We start from the raw sequence: 18,914 nt of genomic DNA on the forward strand, positions 1-18,914 counted from the left end.
GCAGGTGATGTTGCGGGTGGGCAATACTCCGGTCGTCAGGTAGGCGTTGACGGCGCGCAGCGGCTACAGTCCGGGAAGATCTCGTGCCCCGTGGCCCTCCTGACCCTGACCAGCTCACGCTGGTCGTGGCCGTGCCGGTGGGCGCGGTCACCGCCCGGCGACGCATCAGCCGCACCGAGGGTGACGCCACCGTGCTGGCGGCGGTATGGCATACGGCGTCGCCTCAGCGGTCACCCAGACCCTCAGCGCGCAGATCACCGACGCGGGCCTCGCCGCCATGATCGCACCGGCCGGGTTCATCTCGGTACTGGCCATCGCCGGGCTCCACGTCGCCGGAGTGTGGCTCACGCAGCTCTCCTACCGCCACGGCCTCGCCGCGCCGCTGGCGGTCAGGCACCGTGGTCGACCCGGTCGCAGCAACCACCATCGGCATGCTGCTGCTCGGCGAGACCCTACGTGGCGGCACGACCGGCGTTCTCATCGTCGTCGTCTGCGTCGCCGGCCTCACCGTGGCCGTCCGGCAGCTCTCTGTGGCGCAGCAACTCGTTCAAGGCGCCGCTGACCGGACAGACAAAACACCCAGCCCGGGCAGGAGGTAACGAGCCCCCACACCCCTCCGTGACCGCCGATGGTGAGACAGGCCCGGCGGCCAGCAACCCGGGCGACGCCGGGGCGGTGACGGCCCGAGGGGTGACCGGACGAACGCCGTGGCCACGCCAGGTTGCCGGACCTCGGTTCAGATCATGCCGGTACGCAGCGCGTAGGCGACCGCGTGGGAGCGGTTACGCAGCCTGAGCCGGTGGGTGACCCCGTAGATGACGTTCTTGACGGTCCGCTCCGAGTAGCAGAGCTTTCCGGCGATCTCGCCGGTGTCGAACCCGTCCGCCATCAACCGCAGCACGTCGACCTCGCGCGGGGTCAAGCCGGAGGCGTTGAGACCGTTCGGGGCGAGCACCTCGCGCTGCAGCCGCTCGATGTGCTTGAGCAGCTCACCCACCAGATTCGTCGGCATGACGCCGCCACCACCGGCCGCAGCCGACACGCTGTGCGCCAGCCGTTCGCCGGTGACCGCCGCACGCGGCAGGATGGCCACCACTCGGCATTCCACCGCAGCGAGAAGCTCACTCTCGGTTATCTCGCGCAGTACGAGAACCACCGGTAGACCCGTCTCGACGGCCGAACGGCGCAGCATCGCCACCACGTCCACAGTCAACTGCTCGCAGCCGAACACGAGCACCTGCGCCCGGGCGCGATCGTCGGCGGGCAGCAGCTCGATCGTCGGGCAGGAACTCAGGAAGCTGGCGAGTCCCGCGTAGCTGATCGGGTCTGACGCCTGTAGGACCAGCCGAACCTGTTCCACTGAAACCTCCGCATGTCATGGGTGCGAGGAGAGTCTCCGAAAGGGTTCTTCAGAAAATCTCCACGCGGCTTCACCACTGCCCCGTCCGCCGTGAAGGTTCGCGCCGACACGGCTCAGCGGCGGAGGCGACCATCCGCGTCCGGGGGCGCCAGCCGCGCCCGGCGCAGCGCCTCGATGTACTTGGGGATCTCCGTCACCGCCAGTTCCAGCCGGCCGGGCGCGAGCTGGTCGGCGAAGAGGGCGTCGACCACGTCCAGGGCGAGTTCGTCGGGGATCTCTTCGACCCGCTGGGTCGGGATGTGCTGCCAGATGTGCAGGATGCGCAGCCGTGCCCGGACAGCGGAGAGCGTGAGTTCCAACGCGGCTATCGCCTCGTCGGCCTGCTCCGCCGGCAGCACCAAGCGCCCCTGGCTGGCGAGGGTGAGCAGGAGTTCACCCACGAACGGGCTCGTCGATGCATCAGGTTGGGCCGACACTGTGGGAGTGCATCAGGTCGACAGCGGGGACGGAAGGCTGCCGCGACGGAAGTGCCCGGACTTCGGTCCAGTCTGCCCGCTCTACCGCCCCGGTCTGCGCCAGTTCCCCGTTCGGTGCCCCCCAACTGGCGGGACGCTCCCACCTCGGGAAGAATGTCCAGGTGTCGAGCAGACGGGCTGGTGGGGCTGACGCACCTCGCGGGGGCGGGATCTCGCGACGGTGAGCAGGGAAGCCATGTCGGCGGAGTTCCCGGAGATCGACCTCCGCATGTTGGGGCCGGTACGGGTCTGGCGGGACGACACCGAACTCACGCTCGGCTCGGCACGCCGAACGGCCGTACTGTGTGTGCTCGCCCTGCACGCCGGACGCAGCGTCTCCCGGGCGGAGCTCGTCGCCGCCGTCTGGGGCGAGGACCCGCCCCCGAGCGCGACCGGGAACATCTACACGTACGTCTCGACGCTGCGCCAGGTGCTGGAACCGGCCCGGAGCCGGTGGGCGGCGGGACGGCTGCTCAGTTCGGGCGGCGGCACCTACCAGCTGCACCTCCCCCCGGATTGCGTCGACGTCGTCAGGTTCGAAAGGCTGCGCGAGACCGCCCGCCAGCAGCGGGTCGCCGGGGACACCCGCGCCGAACTGGCCACCGTCCAGGACGCCCTACTGCTCTGGCACGGCGCGGCGCTCGCCGGCGTGCCCGGCCCCTTCGCGCAGGCACAACGGCTGCGCCTGGCCGCGCTGCGGCTCGCCACCGCCGAACGACACGCCGCGCTGCTGGCCGAGACCGGGCGGCACGAAGAATCGGCCCGGGTACTACGCGATCTGATGGCCGCGAATCCACTCCGGGAAGACCTGCGGGCCAGACTCACCGGCACGCCGCACGAGGCCGGCCGCGACGCGGACCCGGTGCCGGCGACCACCGACGGCACCGTCGCGACCGGCAGCCGTCCCGAGAGTCCACCGACGCCCGGCACCGCCGCCGACGTCCGGCCGGACCACCGGGAGCTGCTGGTCGGCCGTGACCCGGTCCTGCACCGGCTACGCCGGGCCGCAGCCGGCGTCGCCCTCGGACGCGGCGGCTCCCTCCTGATCCGGGGTCCCGCCGGCATCGGCAAGTCGACGCTGCTGGAAGCTGCGCTGGGTCGTGTCACCACACCGCAGCGGTCCCACATCGGCTGGGCGGTCGGCGATGACGGTTCCCGACGCACGCCGCTCGGCACCCTGCTGGAGTGCCTCGACTCCGCGCAGGTCGCCGACCCGATCCGGCACGAACTCGGCACCCTCGCCACCGTTGCCGAACCGCAAGACCCCGCCGAACCGCGAGACCGGGCAGAGCTGGGAGATCCGGCCGACGTCGACCTTGCGGACCGGGCGGTACGGCTGATCTGCCGCGCGGTTGCGGATACGCCGCTCGTACTCGTCGTCGACGACCTGCAGTGGGCCGACCCGACGACGCAGCGGGCGTGGGCGACGCTCACCCGGCACACCGCCGGGCTTCCGCTGCTGCTGGTCGCGGTGGTTCGGTCCGGCGAGCCGCTGGCGACCCGGCAGTCCCTCGGTGAGCTCATCGAGCTGCCCCCGCTGGACTCCGACGCGGCGAGCGCCCTCGTCCGGGCAGTCGCCCCGGAGCCGCCCGAGCCCGAAGAACTGGCCCGGATCCTCGACGACGCCGGCGGACACCCGCAGTACCTCCGGCAGCTCGCCGGGGGCGAAGCCGGTGCTCCACCGACGGCTGATCTGGCCGCGACGGTCGGGGCGCACCTCGCCCCGTTCACCGAGGACACCCGCCAGGTGCTGCGGGCGGTCGCGTTCCTCAGCGCGTACGAGCTGCGGGCACCGGGGACCCAGCCGCCCGGTTGCCGCATCACCGAGCTGGCCGCGGTCACCGACCGCGGCGCTGAGGAACTGACCCGGGCACTGGCCCCGGCGCGGGCCCACGGGATCCTCGCCCCCTCCGACCGGCTGCGGCTGCGGCTGCGGCACCGGATCGTGGCCCGGACCCTCTACGAAAGCACACCGGCAGCACTCCGGGTCGCCGTGTGCCGCCTGTACGCCAGACGGCTCGCCGCCGCCGGCGCGGCACCCGACCGGGTGGTGGCGCAGTTGCTGGCCGCAGGAGTGCCGGTGGACGACTGGCTCGGCGGCTGGCTGGCCGAACACGTCGCACAGATCGCCGGGACGGCACCACAGATCGCCATCGCCGTCCTGCAACAGGTCCACGCCCAGCAGGCCCTCGATCTGGACCAACAGCTCCTGTTCACCGCCTGGCTGGCCCGCCTGCTGCTGCGCCAGGAACGCCACGCGGCGGCCGAGGCGGGCTGGGTCGCCGCCCGGACCACCGAGCCGGAACTGAGGGGCGAGATGCGCTGGACGGCGGCGCACAGCCACGAGCGACGAGGCGAGTTCGAGGCGGCGGCAGAGATCGCCCATGTGGCCCTGCGTGAGCGCCGGATATCCCCACCCTGGCTGGAGGAGTTACGGACCCTGCTGGCTCGGGTACGACCACACCTGCCGGGCAACCCGACCCAGCCGCACCTCTCCCGATCGGCGATCATCGAAGGCGAGCACCCTGTCGCCCGGTGACCGGCGTACTGTCCGACGCGGGAGCGGACACCTCTTCACCTGTCCCCATGGAGGACTTGTGGCGACAACACCGGACGACCGGCTGCGAGTGTCGGTCCTGGGTCCGGTCCGGGCCTGGCGCGGCCCGAAGGAGCTCCCCCTGGGGCCGGCCCGGCAGCGGGTGCTGTTCGTGCTGCTGGCCGCGGCCGCCGGACGCGACGTCGGGCGGGACGAACTGATCGCGGGCATCTGGGGTACGTCCGCACCCACCACTGCGGTGGGCAGTGTGTACACGTACATCTCAGGACTGCGTCGTGGCCTCGGTCACGAATCGCTGACCTCCGGACCTGCCGGGTACGCCCTGCGCCTGCACCCCGGGGACATCGACAGTGAACGGTTCGTCGCGCTCTGCGCGGAGGCGGCGCGGCTGCGCCGGGGCGGCGACCCGTCCGCCGCCGTGACCAGGCTCGACGAGGCGTTGGGCATGTGGCACGGCGAGGCGTACGCGGGGCTGACCGGCCACCGCATCGAAGTGGAGCGGGCCCAGCTGGCGCAGCGACGACTCGACGCCGTCGAGCAGCGCGCCCGGATGCTGGTCGAGCTCGGCGACGACGGTGTGCTGGCCGACCTGGCCGGTCTGGTCCGCGACCACCCCCTGCACGAGCCCTTCTACGAGCTGCTGATGCTGGCCCTACACCGCACCGGCCGGCGAACCGAGGCACTCGCGCTCTTCCGGACGGCACAGCACACCCTCCTGACCGAACTCGGGGTCGAGCCGGGCGACGCCCTCACCCGACTGCACGAGAAGGTGTCGGCCCGACCGGCCGAGACGATCGCGCGTCGCCCGCCTGCGGCACCCCCCGATCCGGTGCGCCGACCGACGCGCGACAGGCCACCGCCGGGCTCGCTGGCCGGCCGGGACGGCGAGCTGCACCGGCTGCGTACCCTGGTCGAGGCCGTCGTTGCCGGTCAGGGCACCGTGGTCTGGGTCGACGGCGAACCCGGGATCGGCAAGACGGCGCTGCTCACCGCGGCCTTCGCCGATGCGGCCGAACGAGGCTGTCAGGTCGCCTGGGGCGTCGCCCAGGAACTCGACCAGCAGGTCCCGCTGCAGGCAGCGGCGCGGGCGCTGGGGCTTCAAACCCGACTCACGGCCGGCCCGGCCGCCCTCGGGCGGCAACCGACGGGACTCGACGACCCGGTCGACGGGACCGCCGACCGGGTGCTGGCCCAGGTACGCGCGGCCTGCGCCACCGCCCCCCTCCTGCTGGTCCTCGACGGCCTGCACCGGGCCGACCAGTCCGGCGTGTCGCTGTGGGAGAGGCTGGTCGCCGCCACCCGCCGTATGCCGCTGCTGCTGGTGGCGGCGGCACGGCTGGAGCCCGGGGAACCGGAGCTGGTGAGCTTGCGCCGAGGCGTGCAGGCCCGGCAGGGTCACCTACTGCGGTTGACAGCCCTGCCACCCGAGGCGGTCGGAGAGCTGGTGACCGGCCTGGTGGGTGCGCCGCTCGGACCGCACCTGGCCAAGGTGGTCCCCATCTCGGCCGGAAACCCCAGCTACGCCCGCGAGCTGACCATCGCGCTGCTGCGTCGGGGCGAGGTCCGGTTGGTCGACGGGCTGGCCGACATCCCCGACGCCGTGCCGATCGAGGCACCGCGCTCGCTGTTGGCCGTGGTCCGCGCCACCATGGACCTTCTCTCGGCCGGCACCCAGGAGGTGCTCCGCACGGCGGCCCTGCTCGGTACCCGTTTCTCCATCGACGACGTCGGCGCGGTGACCGGCCACTCCCCCTTCCATCTGGTGTCCAGTCTGGAGGAGGCGCTGGAGGCCAACGTCGTCGTGGACGACGGCACCGAACTGGCCTTCCGGCACCCGATCCTGCGGCATGTGCTGTACGAGAGCATCCCGCCCCCGGCCCGGTCGACGCTACACCGGCACACCGCCGAGGTGCTGGCGAACGGCGGTAGCCCGGTGGGCCGGGTGGCCGAACAACTCGCCGCGGCGACTGCGGTGGTCGACGACTGGGTGGTCTCGTGGCTGGTCGCCCACCATGCCGAGCTGGGCCGACGCGCGTCCCAGCTCGGCAGCGACCTGCTACGCCGGGTGCTCGGCACCGACCTGCCCGATCCGCAGCAACGGGAGAGGCTGCTGATCGCCCTGGTCAGGCTGGACTTCCGGGACCAGCGGCAGCCGCTGGACGAGGCCCGGGAGGTGCTACGGATCGCCACCGATCCGGCCGCCCGCGCCGAGATGCGGCACCTACTCGCCGCGATGACCTACCGGGTCGGCGACACTGCGGCGGCGCTCGGCCTCGTCCAGGACGCGCTGACCGACCCCACCGTGCCCGCCCTGTGGCACACCCGCCACCGGATGCTGCTGGCCAACTTCCGCCGCGGGCCACTGGACGACCTGGACCAGGCGGACCGGACGGCGGCAGGAATCCACGCCGCCGCGCCCGACCCGGATGATCCGTACGAGGCGGCATTCGCCCTGCAGACCACCTGGTTGACCAGTTCCATCCGCCGCGACCACCAACGGGCGTTGGAGTACGTCGATCGCGCGTTGGACATCATGCGGGAGAACCCGGCCTTCGCCGGCCTGTACCTGGACCTGCTCGACAACCGGGTGTTCACGCTGCAGAACCTGGACCGGCTGGAGGATGCCGAGCGGACGCTGCGGGAGGCCGCGCTCTTCGCGCTGCGGCACCGGTTGCCGGCCAGCCTGTACGTCGCCGCCGTGGTGCAGCACTACTGGTCAGGCCGGTGGGACGACGTGTTCTCGGTGGTCAGCGCGGTCACCGACGACCCGCCCGGCACCACCCTGCTGGGCACCCGGGAGCCGGGTGCGACCGCGATGCTGCTGCACGGCACGGCCGCGCTCGTCGCCGCGCGCCGCGAAGACGTCGTCCTGGCCACCGGGCACCTGGACGCCGCCGAGTTGGTGCCGGCCACCGACGCCGAGCGGGAGAGCTGCGACTTCCTGCTGGTCGCCCGCTCGCTCGTGGCCGAGCAGCAGGGCCGCGCGGAGGACGCGCTGCGGATCCTCGACCCGCTGCTGGTGCCCGAGTACGCACCGCTGATGATTCGGCACCAGTGGTTGCCCGACGTCACCCGGCTCGCGCTGAGCCTGGGCCGCCGGGACGTGGCCGAACGGGCGGCGGCCACCTGCGCCGACGAGGCGGCCAAGGAGTCCCGGCCCGCGCGGGCGCACCCGGCGGCGGCACGCTGCCGCGCCCTGCTCGACGGCGACCCGGAACCCGCGCTCGCCGCTGCGGCGCACTACCGCGAGGTGGGCCGGGTGACGGAGTTGGCCGCGGCGTTGGAGGACGCCGCGGCGCTGCTGGCCGCCGCCCGCCGCCCGCACGAGGCGGCCCGGATCGGCGGTGAGGCGGTGGGGCTGTACACGCTGCTCGGCGCCCGCTGGGACCTGCGCCGCGCCCACCGCCGGTTGACCGGGTACGGCGTGGACCCGGCCCGCGGCGACCCGCCTACGGATCGGGGCGTTCAGCGCACCTCGATCTCGTACAGGGAGTAGCCGTACATGTTGGAGCGCTGAGTGCCGTACATCCGGACGTAGCGACCGGCCACCTTGTCGGTGGTGACCCGCACGTCGCCACCCTGACCTGACGAGGTGCGGTACACCGCCGTCCATTTCCTACCGTCGGAGGAGATCTCCACCCGGTACTCGACGGCGTAGGCGTGTTCCCAACGCAGCAGGATCTCCCTGATCTGCCGCTGCGCGCCCAGGTCCACCGTCAGCCAGCCGACGTCGCTCCACTGGCTACCCCACCGGGTCACGAGGTCGCCGTCGACGGCGTTGGCGGCGGCCCACGGGGGGCCCTCCGAGCCGGAGACGGTGACCGGCTGGCCGAGGGCCAGGTTCCGGCCGGCCGAGTTGGCGGGGGGCGGCGGGCCGGTGCTCCCGGTGGGCCGCGACGGCTTGTCTTCGACCGACGGCGAGGCAGCATCGGGACGCTGGCCGCTGGAGGGGGTCTGCTGCGGAGCGGGCGTCGGGGTCGCCGACACCGGTAACGGCACCGGCGCGACGGGCCCCGCGGTCGTGGGGGACGAGACCACCGCCGACGGCGTGGCGGGTCCCGCCCCGGTGTCGCTGTCGAGGTTCACCACCCGACTCGCGATCGTGACGCCGACCACCACGGGCAGGACGACCAGGGCAGTCCACACTGCCCGCCGTCGGCCGCGCGACCACGTCCGCCGTTCGGGCTCGACTGGCGGTGGCCGGTGCTCGGGCCCGGCCGGCGGTGGCCGGTGCTCGGGCCCGACTGGCGGTGGCCGGTGCTCGGGCCCGGCCGGCGGTCGCTGGTCGACGCTCGGTGGCCGGGGCGCTGGCTCATTGCCCAACAGCATGCTCACCAGTTGCGGGGCGGTCGGCCGGTCGGCCGGGTCCTTCGCCAGCGCCCGAGCCACGGGTTCCCGGAGGGAGTCCGGCAGCCCGTCCAGCCGCGGCGGCTGGGTCAGGATGCGGGCTGCGGTCGCCGACGCCGAGTCCCCTCGGAACGGGGTCCTCCCGGTGCCGGCGAAGGCGATCACGCAGCCCCAGGCGAACACGTCGGCGGCGGCGGTCACCGGCGTGTCCGGCCCGTCGGAGAACCGCTCCGGCGCCATGTAGGCGACGGTGCCGACCATGACGTCGGTACGGGTGTGCTGGCTGGTGGCCTCGAACGGCCGCGCGATGCCAAAGTCGATCACCTTGGGGCTGCCGAGCGCCAGCAGCACGTTGCTCGGTTTCAGGTCGCGGTGGATGATCCCCGCACCGTGGATGCCGGTCAGCGCGGTGGCCACCCCGACCGCCAGCGAGTGCAGGGCGCCGCCGCGCAGGGGGCCGCGCTCGGCGACCACCTCGTCCAGGCCCGGACCGTCGATGTACTCGACGACCAGGTAGGGCGGATCGTGGTCGAGGTCGGCGTCGAGGAACTCGGCGGTGCAGAACGGCGGCACCTGTCGGGCCCGATCGACCTCGCTGCGGAACCGACCACTGAACTCGGGGTCCGCCGCGAGGGCCGCGTGGATGAGCTTGACCGCGACGTGGCTTCCGTCGTCGCTCTCCGCGAGATATACCACTCCCATGCCGCCCGATCCGAGCCGGCCGATGAGCAGGTACTCACCCAGCCGTTCGGGATCGTTCGTACGCAACGGAGTCACGCGGTACGCAGTGTCCACCAGATCTCCTTCTTGGACGAAACCGCGAGGAGCACCGACGTCGGCGTCCATACCGCCAGCTTGCATCCCAGGATAATTGCACGCTCAACCAGCGCCTCCCCCTGGGCGGGCAGCACCGGGAGCGGCGCTGCCGGAGACCACCCGCACCGGTCGCCGGATGCGGGCACACCCCGCTCGGTCAGATCAGGCCCGGCAGGCAGGTGAGGCGGGGCACCGAAGCCGAACCGACCCGGCTGCGTCGGGCCGTCGCCGCCCACCGGTCGACGCAGCGGCGCAGCGAGGCCAGCGCGAGATCGTCGAACGGTCCCGGCTCACCGACCGGTTCGTCGGCGGCCAGTTCCCGTAACAGCAGCCGGCCGGGCTGATCCTGACCAGGTGCTGCCACCTCCAGCACCCTGAATCGGGTGCCGGGAAGAAAGAGCACCCGGCTGTCGACGTGATGGTCACCCTCCGGCTCCAGCAGCCGCGTCCGGCGGGCCGTCATCGACCACAGCAGGACCTCGACGTTGCCCGGGAGGTTCACCGCCGGGTCGGTCAGCGCATGCGTGAACGCCCGCTCCGTCAGTACCCGCCTCGCGCCGATCTCCTGAAGTTCGTCGCCGGAGAGTCTGGTCGAGAGGCAGACGGCACCCCGATACGACGGCAACCGGCTCATCCCGGCCGTGACGCAGCGGGCGAACAGCACCGGGTCGCCGACCGCGCCGGACCGCAGGGCCTGGTCCACCCCATCTCCAGGCGCGGACAGATAGAGGCGTACGGCGACCGCGTCGGTCACCGACTCACCACCCGCCTGCAGGCGGGGATGCTCGGCCAACAGCCGGGAGATCGCGCTGGTGGCGGCGTCGAACTCCTGGTGGAACCGCCGCCGCAGCCACGACCGCTCGGCGTCGAGACCGCTGGTCACGGCTGGTCCCCGCGCCTGCGACGCCGGGGTCGCCTGGAACCGGACGAACTGCCCGGCCTCACCGGCCGGGGAATCCGACACGGACACCACCTCCCGGGGCGGCGCGGCCGTCGACGCGGACGCCGATTCCCGGGCCGACGTCGGCGCGGCGAGCACCGGCTCCGCTGGCGGTGGGCCCGACCGCGGGGCAGCGGGCCGGGGGCGGGGCCCGCCGGCACCGGTGGGAGTGTCGACAGAAGCCGGCTGGTGCCAGAGCGCGGTGGTGGTAGCGGGATCCGTCAGGCGACCCGACGACGTCCGGAGCGGCACCGGCCCGGCCGGCACGGCGGGCTGGCGGCGCTCGCCCGTCGGCGCGACCGGGACGAGCCTTCCGCCGGCCGGACCCGCCGCCCGGCCACCGATCCGGTGTGCTTGCGAAGCGGGTGCCCCGTTCAGGTCGGGTGCCGCCTCCGGTGCCCGCGCTTGCTCGACCGGTGCGACCACGAACTCCGCAGCGGCAAGGCCCGGCACGCCGGCCACCGGCGGGATCGTCGGCACCCAGGACGGCGACAGCGGGCCGGGAGCGGTCATCGCGGCCCGCACCTCGGCGGGCGGCGGAGCAACCTCGACCGGTTCGTCGAGGGCCAGGTCGGCGGCCGTGAACCGGTAGGTCCGTCCGTCGTCGGGGGCCAGGTCGGCCGCCGTGAACCGGTAGGTCCGTCCGTCGTCGGGGGCGCCGTCGGCGACGGCGGACCGCGCCCGCCAGCCGGCCGCCACCGCCGACGCGAGTTGCAGGGCGCTACCGCCGCGGGTGGCCGGATCCAGGCGCGCGGTCAGGTCATCTGCGAGTTCCCGCAGCCGCGGTAGCCGGGCCGGGACCGTGTCGTCGACGATGAGGGCGAGGCTGGCCGGATCCGGAAGGTGGGCGCGGATCCGCCCGGCGTTCGGTGGCACCTCGGCGTCGCGGACCCAGAGCCCGGACTGGACGATCTCGACGACCGCGTCGCTGGCGTACTGGTAGGTCAACGGGCCGACCGGGTCGCCGAGCAGCGGTGGTGCCTCGTGGCTGAGGATGCGCGGCAGTGTGGCCGGGTCGGCGGCCGCGCGCCGCGGGCTGAAACAGAGGTCGCGGGTGAAGACCTGCCAGCCGGGGCAGCCGTCCGGCCTGACCGTGAACATGCGCAGACGGTCCGGTCTGCCGACCGGTACGCCGGCGAAGCAGACCACGGGTGACTCCAGAAGGTCGGCCAGCCGCTGGCCGAGTGCCTCACCCACCGGCAGTTGGACCGGCCCGTAGTGCACGAATCTGGCCTGCCGGCGGCCGTCGGGGTCGAGTCCGCGCCAGAACCGGGCGACGCTGTCGAGGGCCAGCGGCGGCGTACCGGGGCAGCCGAGGACGACTGTCATCGCCTCGTTCTGGCAGGGTACCGCGGAGACCAGCCACTGCCCGCGGTCGCTGACGACGACCGCGTCGCGGGTGTCGCGGATCCAGACGCCACCGGGAATGGGCTCGACGGCGGCCACCGCGCTGGTCGGGGTGAACTGCGCGGCGGAGCCGTCCCAGGGCGGGGCGGGGTAGCGCTGGGACTCCCAGACCGGTGTCCGGCCCGGCCGGTAGCGGACCCAGCCGCTGCCCTCGGTCGTCGGCACGAAGAGCGTTCCGTTCGTCGCGCGAACCAGCTGACCGTGCGGTGTCACGACCGGGCGACGTAGCCGGTCGCAGAGCCACTGGCCGGCGAGAGCACCCGTCTGGTGGGGCACACCGCAGACGATGAGCCGGATGCCGCGCCGACGCCGACGCCGACGCAGCGTCGCGGCAACCGACTCCCAGATTCCGACGGGCGGATCCTCGTACAGGTCGAGAACGACGATGTCGTTGTCGGGGTCCTCGACGACCGTCAGAGCCAGCGACCGGGCCTGCGGACTGATCCGCTCCCGGGCATGCAGGACCAGCGCATTCCCGACCGTGTGCCGGAGGATCGCCGCTGGCGGATGGCTGCGTAGAAAGTCCATCATCAGTGGAGGTTGATCTCGACCGGGCCCATCTTCTCCCGGGCGAGCACGGCCGCGTTGGCTGCCGCCGCCCGGATCGACTCGGTGATCGCATTCTGCAGGGCCGCCACGTCGCGGCCGTCGAAGACGGTCGGGCTGACCTGTACGGCCTTCAGCTGACCCAGGCCGTTGGCCAGCACGACCACCGTGCCGTCCGCGGACCGGCCGGTGACCAGCGCGCGGTCGAGACTGGCCTGCGCGCTCCGCATCCGCTGCTCGAACATCCGCCCGGCCCTGACCACCTCGTCGAGTGTCGGCTGCTTCGGCTGTGACATGGCTACTCCTCTCAGCCGACCGCCGCGAGCCCGCCGGACTGGCGGGCCGCCACGGTGGCCGGATCGTCGTGGCTGACCAGCCCGTGCAGATCGGCCAGCGCGAGGGTGCGAGACCCGGTTGCACGGGTCAGGCTCCGCGAGAGCAGGTGCGCGGCGCGGACGGTGCGCTCGGGCATCCGGGCGGCCAGCCCGGCCAGCGCGGCCCGGACGTCGTCCGGCACCTCGTGTCCGCGCCGCACCAGGTGCCGCACGACCACCTCGGCCAACTCGGCAACGGTGAGTTCGGGTACGTGCCAGGTCTGCCCGAACACCTCGGCCAGGCCCGGCAGCGCGGCACCGAGGCCGGTCATCGCAGCTGGCTCGGCGACCAGCACCACCACCGGGTCACCCAGCCTGGTCCGAAGCTGCTCGACCAGTGTCTCCACGACCTCCGGGCCGCCGCCGGTGCCGTCGTCGACGTAGTGGACCAGCAGAGTGCCCCCGCTGGCGTCGTCCAGGGCTGCCCGGACCAGGCTGGGGAGCTGCCCCGACCACTGGGGCGCCAGCTGCAACTGGGTCGAGACGCGCACCAGTTGCCCGATCGGGACCAGGTCCAGTTCGGAGAGCCCGGCGGCGTAGTGGCGGGCGAACTCGCCACGGCCGCTGCCGGCCGCGCCGGAGAGCAGGACGTTACCGTGCTTGCCGGGGGAGCGACGACGGTTGCGCAGCTCGCAGAGGTTCAGCAGGGTCGCTTCGACCGACTCGCGTACGTCGGCGGCGCCGACCAGTCGGCAGACCCGTTGCCAGCTCCGTGCGGCGTTGATCGCACCGCCCGGGTTCCTGGTGGCGTCGGGCTGGTTCCGCTGCTCGACGGGCAGTTCCTCCAGCAGTCGCAGCTCGGGGGCGAGATCGGCGCCGGTGAGCCGGTTGATCTCGGTGTCCTTGGTCGGCGGTGTGACGGCCAGCCGGGACGCCTGGTTGTTGATCATTGACTCGAACAGCTTGCGGGCCACCCGGCCGTTGCCGAAGGTCGAGTTCCTCGGCACCCGTTCGAAGTAGGTGCGCAACGCGTCGATCGCGTCGTCGGTCAGCTCGTAGTAGTGCTTGCGGCACAGGTTCGAGGTGATCGTGACCAGCTCGTCGACGGAGTAGTTGGGAAACTCGATGGTCCGGGTGAACCGGGAGGCCAGACCGGGGTTGGACGCCAGGAACCGCTCCATCAGCTCCGAGTACCCCGCCACGATCACCACGAGCTCGTCGCGCTGGTCCTCCATGATCTTCATCAGCGCGTCGATCGCCTCCTGGCCGAAGTCCGGACCCGAGCCGCCCGAGCCGGCCGAGAGGGTGTACGCCTCGTCGATGAAGAGCACCCCGCCGATCGCCCCGGTGACCAGTTCGGTGGTCTTGATCGCGGTCGAGCCGATGTACTGGCCGACCAGGTCCGCCCGCGCCGCCTCGACCATGTGGCCCTTGGCCAGGACGCCCAGCTCGGCCAGGACCGCACCGTAGAGACGCGCGACCGTGGTCTTACCGGTGCCGGGCGGGCCGGCGAAGACCAGGTGACGGCTCATCGGCGGCATCGGCAGGCCCATCTGCTGCCGCACCTGCGACATCTTGATCAGGTTGATCAGTGCGGTGACCTCCTGTTTCACCCCGCTCAAACCGATCAGTCCGGCCAGTTCGCGCAGCGGTCCGCTGAGCTCGTCGCCGGCCGGCCCCGCAGCGAGGTCCCCATCGGCCTCCGGGGTGGGCGCGGAGGCGTATCCGGTGGCCAGCGGTGCCGGGGAGGTGGGTGCCACGGGCCGGGCGGCCCGACCGGTGGTCAGCGACGTGATCGTCAGGTGGGCGTCGCCGGTCTGCCGCACGTCCTCCCCACCGCTGTCGCGGGCGACGCAGCGGGTGATCGACACCGGCTCCGCAGTGTCCACGTCGAAGCCGGCGGCACCGCTCTCCAGCACCTCGCAGTCGGTGAAGCTGCCCCGGGAGCCGCGCTCCAGCCGTACCCCCGCCTGACGGGCGCGGCGGACCCGTACCCGGCTTGCGGTCACCGCGCCGGCGGCACCGACCTGCAGTCCGTCACCCGACACGTCGATGAACTCGGTGTCCAGCAGCCGCAGGTCGGCGTTGTCGGCCACCCGCAGCCCGGTGCCGTCGAGCACCGCCGATCGCAGATCCAACCTCGCACCGGAGCCGATCACGACGCAGACGGCCGCCGTGCCGGTGAACCTCGCGTCGCGGATCGTGCCGCGCGCCGATTCCCGCAGTTCGAGCGCCGCAGCGCCGCCCGAGTCGACCACCAGATCGCTGCCTTCCACGCCGGCACCGTCGGTGACCAGCAGCCCGGCCCCCCTGGTGACGGTGGCCCGCAGCCCGTGCACGGTCATCGAGGCCGCGCCGGTCACGACCGCGACCTGCTCGCTGCTGCCCCGGACGGTGATTCCCTCGAACCTCGGCCCGCTCTTCGCTTCCACGGTGACGCCGATCGGCGAGTCCGCGAAGACGCAGTCGACGAACGTCGGTTTCGCCTCCCCGGTGACGTGTGCGGCACTGCGCCCGGCCGAGCCGAAGGTGCAACCCTGGAACGTCGGGGTGGCGCCACCGGCGATGTGCACGGCCTGCAACTGCGCGCCGGTGAACTCGGAGTCCGCGACGACCACGTCGATCTCGCCCCGCATGAACACGTCGACGTTGGCGCTCTGGCGTACCCGCAACCGGTTGATCCGGGCATGACCGCGCTGTTCCACCACGAGCGCCGGCTTCCCGGCGGCGACGATCTCGCACCGTTCGACGACGAGGCGACCGTCGCCGTTCACGCAGATGCTGTTCGCGCCGGTCCGCTCCATCGTGCAGCGCCGCAGCGTCAGCGAGCCCCTGTCGCTGACCACGACACCGGACGTGGCCACGTCCCGGACCACGGTGTCCTCCACCGTGCTCGCGCCCGGCGAGGTCACCACGATCGCGGCACCCGTGGACGACCGGATCTCGCAGTGCCGCAGCGCGAGCGTCCCCTGAAGCCGGGCCAGCAGCGTCACCCAGGCCGCGCCGCCGACGCGGCAGTCGTCCAGCGCCGCCTCACCGGAGTAGACGTCGACTGCGGCCAGCTTCGGGTCGTCGCTCGACAGCGAGATGCCGCGCAGCTGCGCACCCTCGCCGTGGACGGCCAGCACGCTGCCCTCCTCGACGTGCACCTGCACGATGCCACCGGACTCGGCGGCGATGGTGATCCGGTTACCGACCACCAGCTTCTCGACGTACCGGCCGGGATGGACGGTGATCGTGGCACCCGGCTCGGCGTGCGCGACCGCCGCGCCGATCGTGGAGAACGCGCCGGGTTGCCCGCCCCCCACCGTCAGGACCTGTCGGGTCATCGCGGGGTCACCCCTTCTTCCCGACCGGCGGGCGGACGAGGCCGGGTAGCACGCCGAAGCGACCGACCGAGGCGGCGCCGATCCGGTGGCGGCCCGCGGTGCCGGCCCACCGGTCGAGGCTGCGGTGCAGCGACGCGACGGCCAACTCGTCGAGGGAGAGCCGGTTCTGGTCGACCCGACCGTCGTCGTCGATCTCGTTGGCGCCGATCTCGCGGAGCGCGATGATGCCGCGGCGGTCACCGTCCGGCTCCGCCAACTCCAGGATCTTGAAGTGGGTGCCGGGCAGGAACACCACCCGGTCGTCGACGCGCTCGTCGCCCTCGGGCTCCAGCAGAGCGGTGCGGCGGGCGGTCATCGACCAGATCAGCACGTCGGTGTCGCCGTCCTGGCCGGCACAGGGCGCGGTCAGCATGGTGACGAAGCTCCAGTCGGTGACCAGCCGTCGGCCCTGGTACAGGTGCCACTCGCCGGGGCTCGGTGTGGTGCGTACGACGGTGCTCCCCCGGAACGAGGGCAGCCGGGAGAGGCCGGAGACCGCGCACCGGGCCAGTGGCACATGCGGACCGTTCGCACCCGAACGCAGACCGGCGTCGATGCCGGCCCCCCGGCGGGTCAGGAACAGACGGATCGCCACCGAGTCGACGAGGACGTCGTCGGCGGTGCTGCCGCCACCGGCGTTCATGCCCGGATGTTCCGACATGATCCGGGAGACCGAGCTGGCCATGGCATCGAAGTCCTGGCTCAGTGAGCGGCGTAGCCAGGCCCGTTCCTCGGCGAGCACCCGGCTGCCCGGCAGGGCGGAGGCCTCCGGCGACGCCACCGGTTGCACCCGGACACCGGACGGGTCGGTTCCCGGTGCCGGTCGAGCCGGCCCCGGCGCGACCGGCGCGGCGGGTGGGGTTGTCGGGTCGGTGGTCGCATCGACCGCTGGCACCGGTCCCGCCCGGCGCGGCGACTCCGTGCCGCCGGGGTCGTCGATCGACGACTCCGTGGGAATCTCCACCGGCGCGGGCGGCGGCACCGGATCAGCCCCCGCCACCAGCGGCGCAACCGGCGCAGCCACCGGATCAGCCCCCGCCACCTGCGCAGCAGCGGGCGCGACGGCCACCGCAGCCGGCGGCACCGGATCCGGGCCAGCAGCCGCAGCCGGCGGCTCGGGCCGCGGGTCGGCGGGGACGGGAATGGCGATGCCGAGGAACGCGGAGCGGGTCGCCGGCACCGGGACGACGGAGGGCGTGACGGCGGCGGCCAGCGGTGCGGCGGCGGCGGCCGGCGGTGGGGCGGCGGCGGCCGGCGGTGGTGGGGCGGGTGCCGCGGCGATCGCCGGTCGCACCGGATCAGGGACCTCCGCCGCCGGCTGGATCACCACCGACATCGACACCGGCGGCGGAATGCCGATCACCGAGGCCACCCCGACCGGGGCCCTTCGCGGTACGACCACCGTGGGCTCGCCCCGTTCCACCTCGGGTCGCGGCTGCGCGGGGCCGGCCAGGTTCGCCTGCGCGCGGCCGTCCGGCTTCTGCCCCGGCACCAGGACCGACGCGGGAAAGAGCGTGCTGGTCTGCCCCACGCTCGCGTCGACCCGCGCGGCCAGGTCCTCGGCCAACTCCCGCATCCGGGCGGACCGGCCCTGGACGGTGTCGTCGAAGATCATGGTGCCGCCCTCGGGGTCGAGCGGTGTCGACCGGACCCGTTCCGCGTTGCCCGGCTCGTCGGCCGGGCGGACCCAGAGTCCCGCCTCGATCACCTCGACCACCGCGTCGGGGGCGTACCAGTACACCCGTGGCGAGATCTCCTCGGTCCACTTCAGCGGAGCGCGATGGCTGAGCAGGCGGGGACGACGGGCCCGCGAGTGGGGATGCGCCCGTGGGGAGTAGCCGAGTTCCTGGGCGAACGGCGGCCAACCGAGGACGCCGTCGGCGCGTACGGTCCGGATCTCGAACTTGCCCGGCGCGCCGATCGGGACCCCGGGGTAACAGACGACGTTGGTGCCGAGCAGGTCCGCCAGGGCCTGACCGAACGACTCGCCCTCGGGTATGCGGATGTCGCCGTACTGCACGAAGCGGGCCCGAAGCTGGCTCTCCGGGTCCAGAGCGCGCCAGAAGCGGACCACGTCGTCGAGGGAGAGCGCGGCGGTGCCCGGGCAGCCGAGCAGGACGGTCATCGTCTCCGACTGGCACGGCACGTCGGCGACGAGGCGGCCACGGTGCTCGGTGACGACCTCCGGCAGGCGTACGTCGTGGATCCAGACCCCACCCGGCAGCGGCTCGATCTCCCCGGTCGAGCTACAGGCCCGGCTGTCGGTGGCGGCGGTGTCCCACATCGGCGTCGGATAGCGCTTGGCGTCCCAGGCCGGTGGTTTTCCGGGCCGGAACCGCACCCAGCCGCTACCCGGCTTCGAGTGCACGAAGAGCGCACCGGCCGAGCCTCGGACCAGGTCGCCGTCGGGGGCGATGACGGTTCGGCTCAGCCGTTCCGAGAGCCACTGCCCGGCCATCGCGGCCGTGTGGTGCTGCTGTCCACAGGCCACCAGCCGGATACCTCGACGGCGACGCGGCAGCACCGCGGCCATCGACTCCCACGAGCCGATCGGCATACCGTCGCCGAGGTCCAGCACCACCACGTCGTTGTCGGTGTCGGCGACGACAGAGAGCGCCAGCGACTGTGCCTCGCCGCTGATCTCGTCCCGGTGGTGCAGGACGAGCGCGTTGCCGACGGTGTGCTGGACCACGTCGCCGGACTCACTCCGTCCGCCGCGCAGCAGATCTCGGATGGATGCCATG

Annotated in this window: 10 protein-coding genes; 3 read left to right on the top strand and 7 right to left on the bottom strand. The window is 73.0% G+C overall.

Translation table 11 applies throughout. The annotated features are described in order from the left end of the window. Positions 1-398 precede the first annotated feature (398 nt). Complete coding sequence (locus ACQP1S_RS20645; RefSeq protein WP_432898000.1) at positions 399-599, top strand: hypothetical protein; 201 nt, start codon at positions 399-401, stop codon at positions 597-599. Between the two features lie 137 nt (positions 600-736). Here the strand turns inward: ACQP1S_RS20645 and ACQP1S_RS20650 are convergent, their stop codons facing one another. Together ACQP1S_RS20650 and ACQP1S_RS20655 are read right to left on the bottom strand one after the other, a co-directional pair. Then, a complete protein-coding gene (locus ACQP1S_RS20650) occupies positions 737-1,360 on the bottom strand; it encodes a helix-turn-helix transcriptional regulator (protein WP_091250144.1) in 624 nt (207 codons plus the stop codon). Between the two features lie 113 nt (positions 1,361-1,473). Further along, positions 1,474-1,800, bottom strand: a complete 327-nt coding sequence (locus ACQP1S_RS20655) for a hypothetical protein (protein WP_432898004.1) — start codon at positions 1,798-1,800, stop codon at positions 1,474-1,476. A 256-nt stretch (positions 1,801-2,056) separates the two neighbouring features. Here ACQP1S_RS20655 and ACQP1S_RS20660 point away from each other — a divergent pair, with 256 nt between their 5' ends. Next, on the top strand, positions 2,057-4,414 hold the full coding sequence (locus ACQP1S_RS20660; RefSeq protein WP_432898006.1) for an AAA family ATPase: 2,358 nt from the start codon (positions 2,057-2,059) through the stop codon (positions 4,412-4,414). Between the two features lie 58 nt (positions 4,415-4,472). After that, entirely contained in the window at positions 4,473-7,928 is a 3,456-nt protein-coding gene (locus ACQP1S_RS20665; RefSeq protein WP_432898009.1) for a BTAD domain-containing putative transcriptional regulator, read from the top strand. Here ACQP1S_RS20665 and ACQP1S_RS20670 read toward each other — a convergent pair. The 5 genes from ACQP1S_RS20670 to ACQP1S_RS20690 form a co-directional block, all read right to left on the bottom strand. After that, positions 7,898-9,574: a protein kinase domain-containing protein gene (locus tag ACQP1S_RS20670; protein ID WP_432898012.1), complete on the bottom strand. Its 1,677-nt coding sequence runs from the start codon at positions 9,572-9,574 to the stop codon at positions 7,898-7,900. The two genes, ACQP1S_RS20665 and ACQP1S_RS20670, sit on opposite strands and share 31 nt — an antisense overlap. A 178-nt stretch (positions 9,575-9,752) precedes the next feature. Further along, the gene (locus ACQP1S_RS20675) at positions 9,753-12,473 is read right to left on the bottom strand and encodes a hypothetical protein (protein ID WP_432898015.1); all 2,721 of its coding nucleotides are present in this window, start codon (positions 12,471-12,473) and stop codon (positions 9,753-9,755) included. Further along, positions 12,473-12,784, bottom strand: a complete 312-nt coding sequence (locus ACQP1S_RS20680) for a YbaB/EbfC family nucleoid-associated protein (protein WP_432898018.1) — start codon at positions 12,782-12,784, stop codon at positions 12,473-12,475. Before ACQP1S_RS20680 ends, ACQP1S_RS20675 begins: the two co-directional genes overlap by 1 nt. A gap of 11 nt (positions 12,785-12,795) precedes the next feature. Beyond that, complete coding sequence (locus ACQP1S_RS20685; RefSeq protein ID WP_432898021.1) at positions 12,796-16,131, bottom strand: right-handed parallel beta-helix repeat-containing protein; 3,336 nt, start codon at positions 16,129-16,131, stop codon at positions 12,796-12,798. A 7-nt stretch (positions 16,132-16,138) separates the two neighbouring features. Further along, positions 16,139-18,913 (bottom strand): hypothetical protein, encoded by a 2,775-nt coding sequence (locus tag ACQP1S_RS20690; protein ID WP_432898024.1) that lies wholly within the window; start codon positions 18,911-18,913, stop codon positions 16,139-16,141. Position 18,914: the final 1 nt, after the last annotated feature.

The sequence above is a fragment of the Micromonospora matsumotoense genome (genome assembly GCF_050951065.1).
Classification (GTDB): domain Bacteria; phylum Actinomycetota; class Actinomycetes; order Mycobacteriales; family Micromonosporaceae; genus Micromonospora; species Micromonospora matsumotoensis.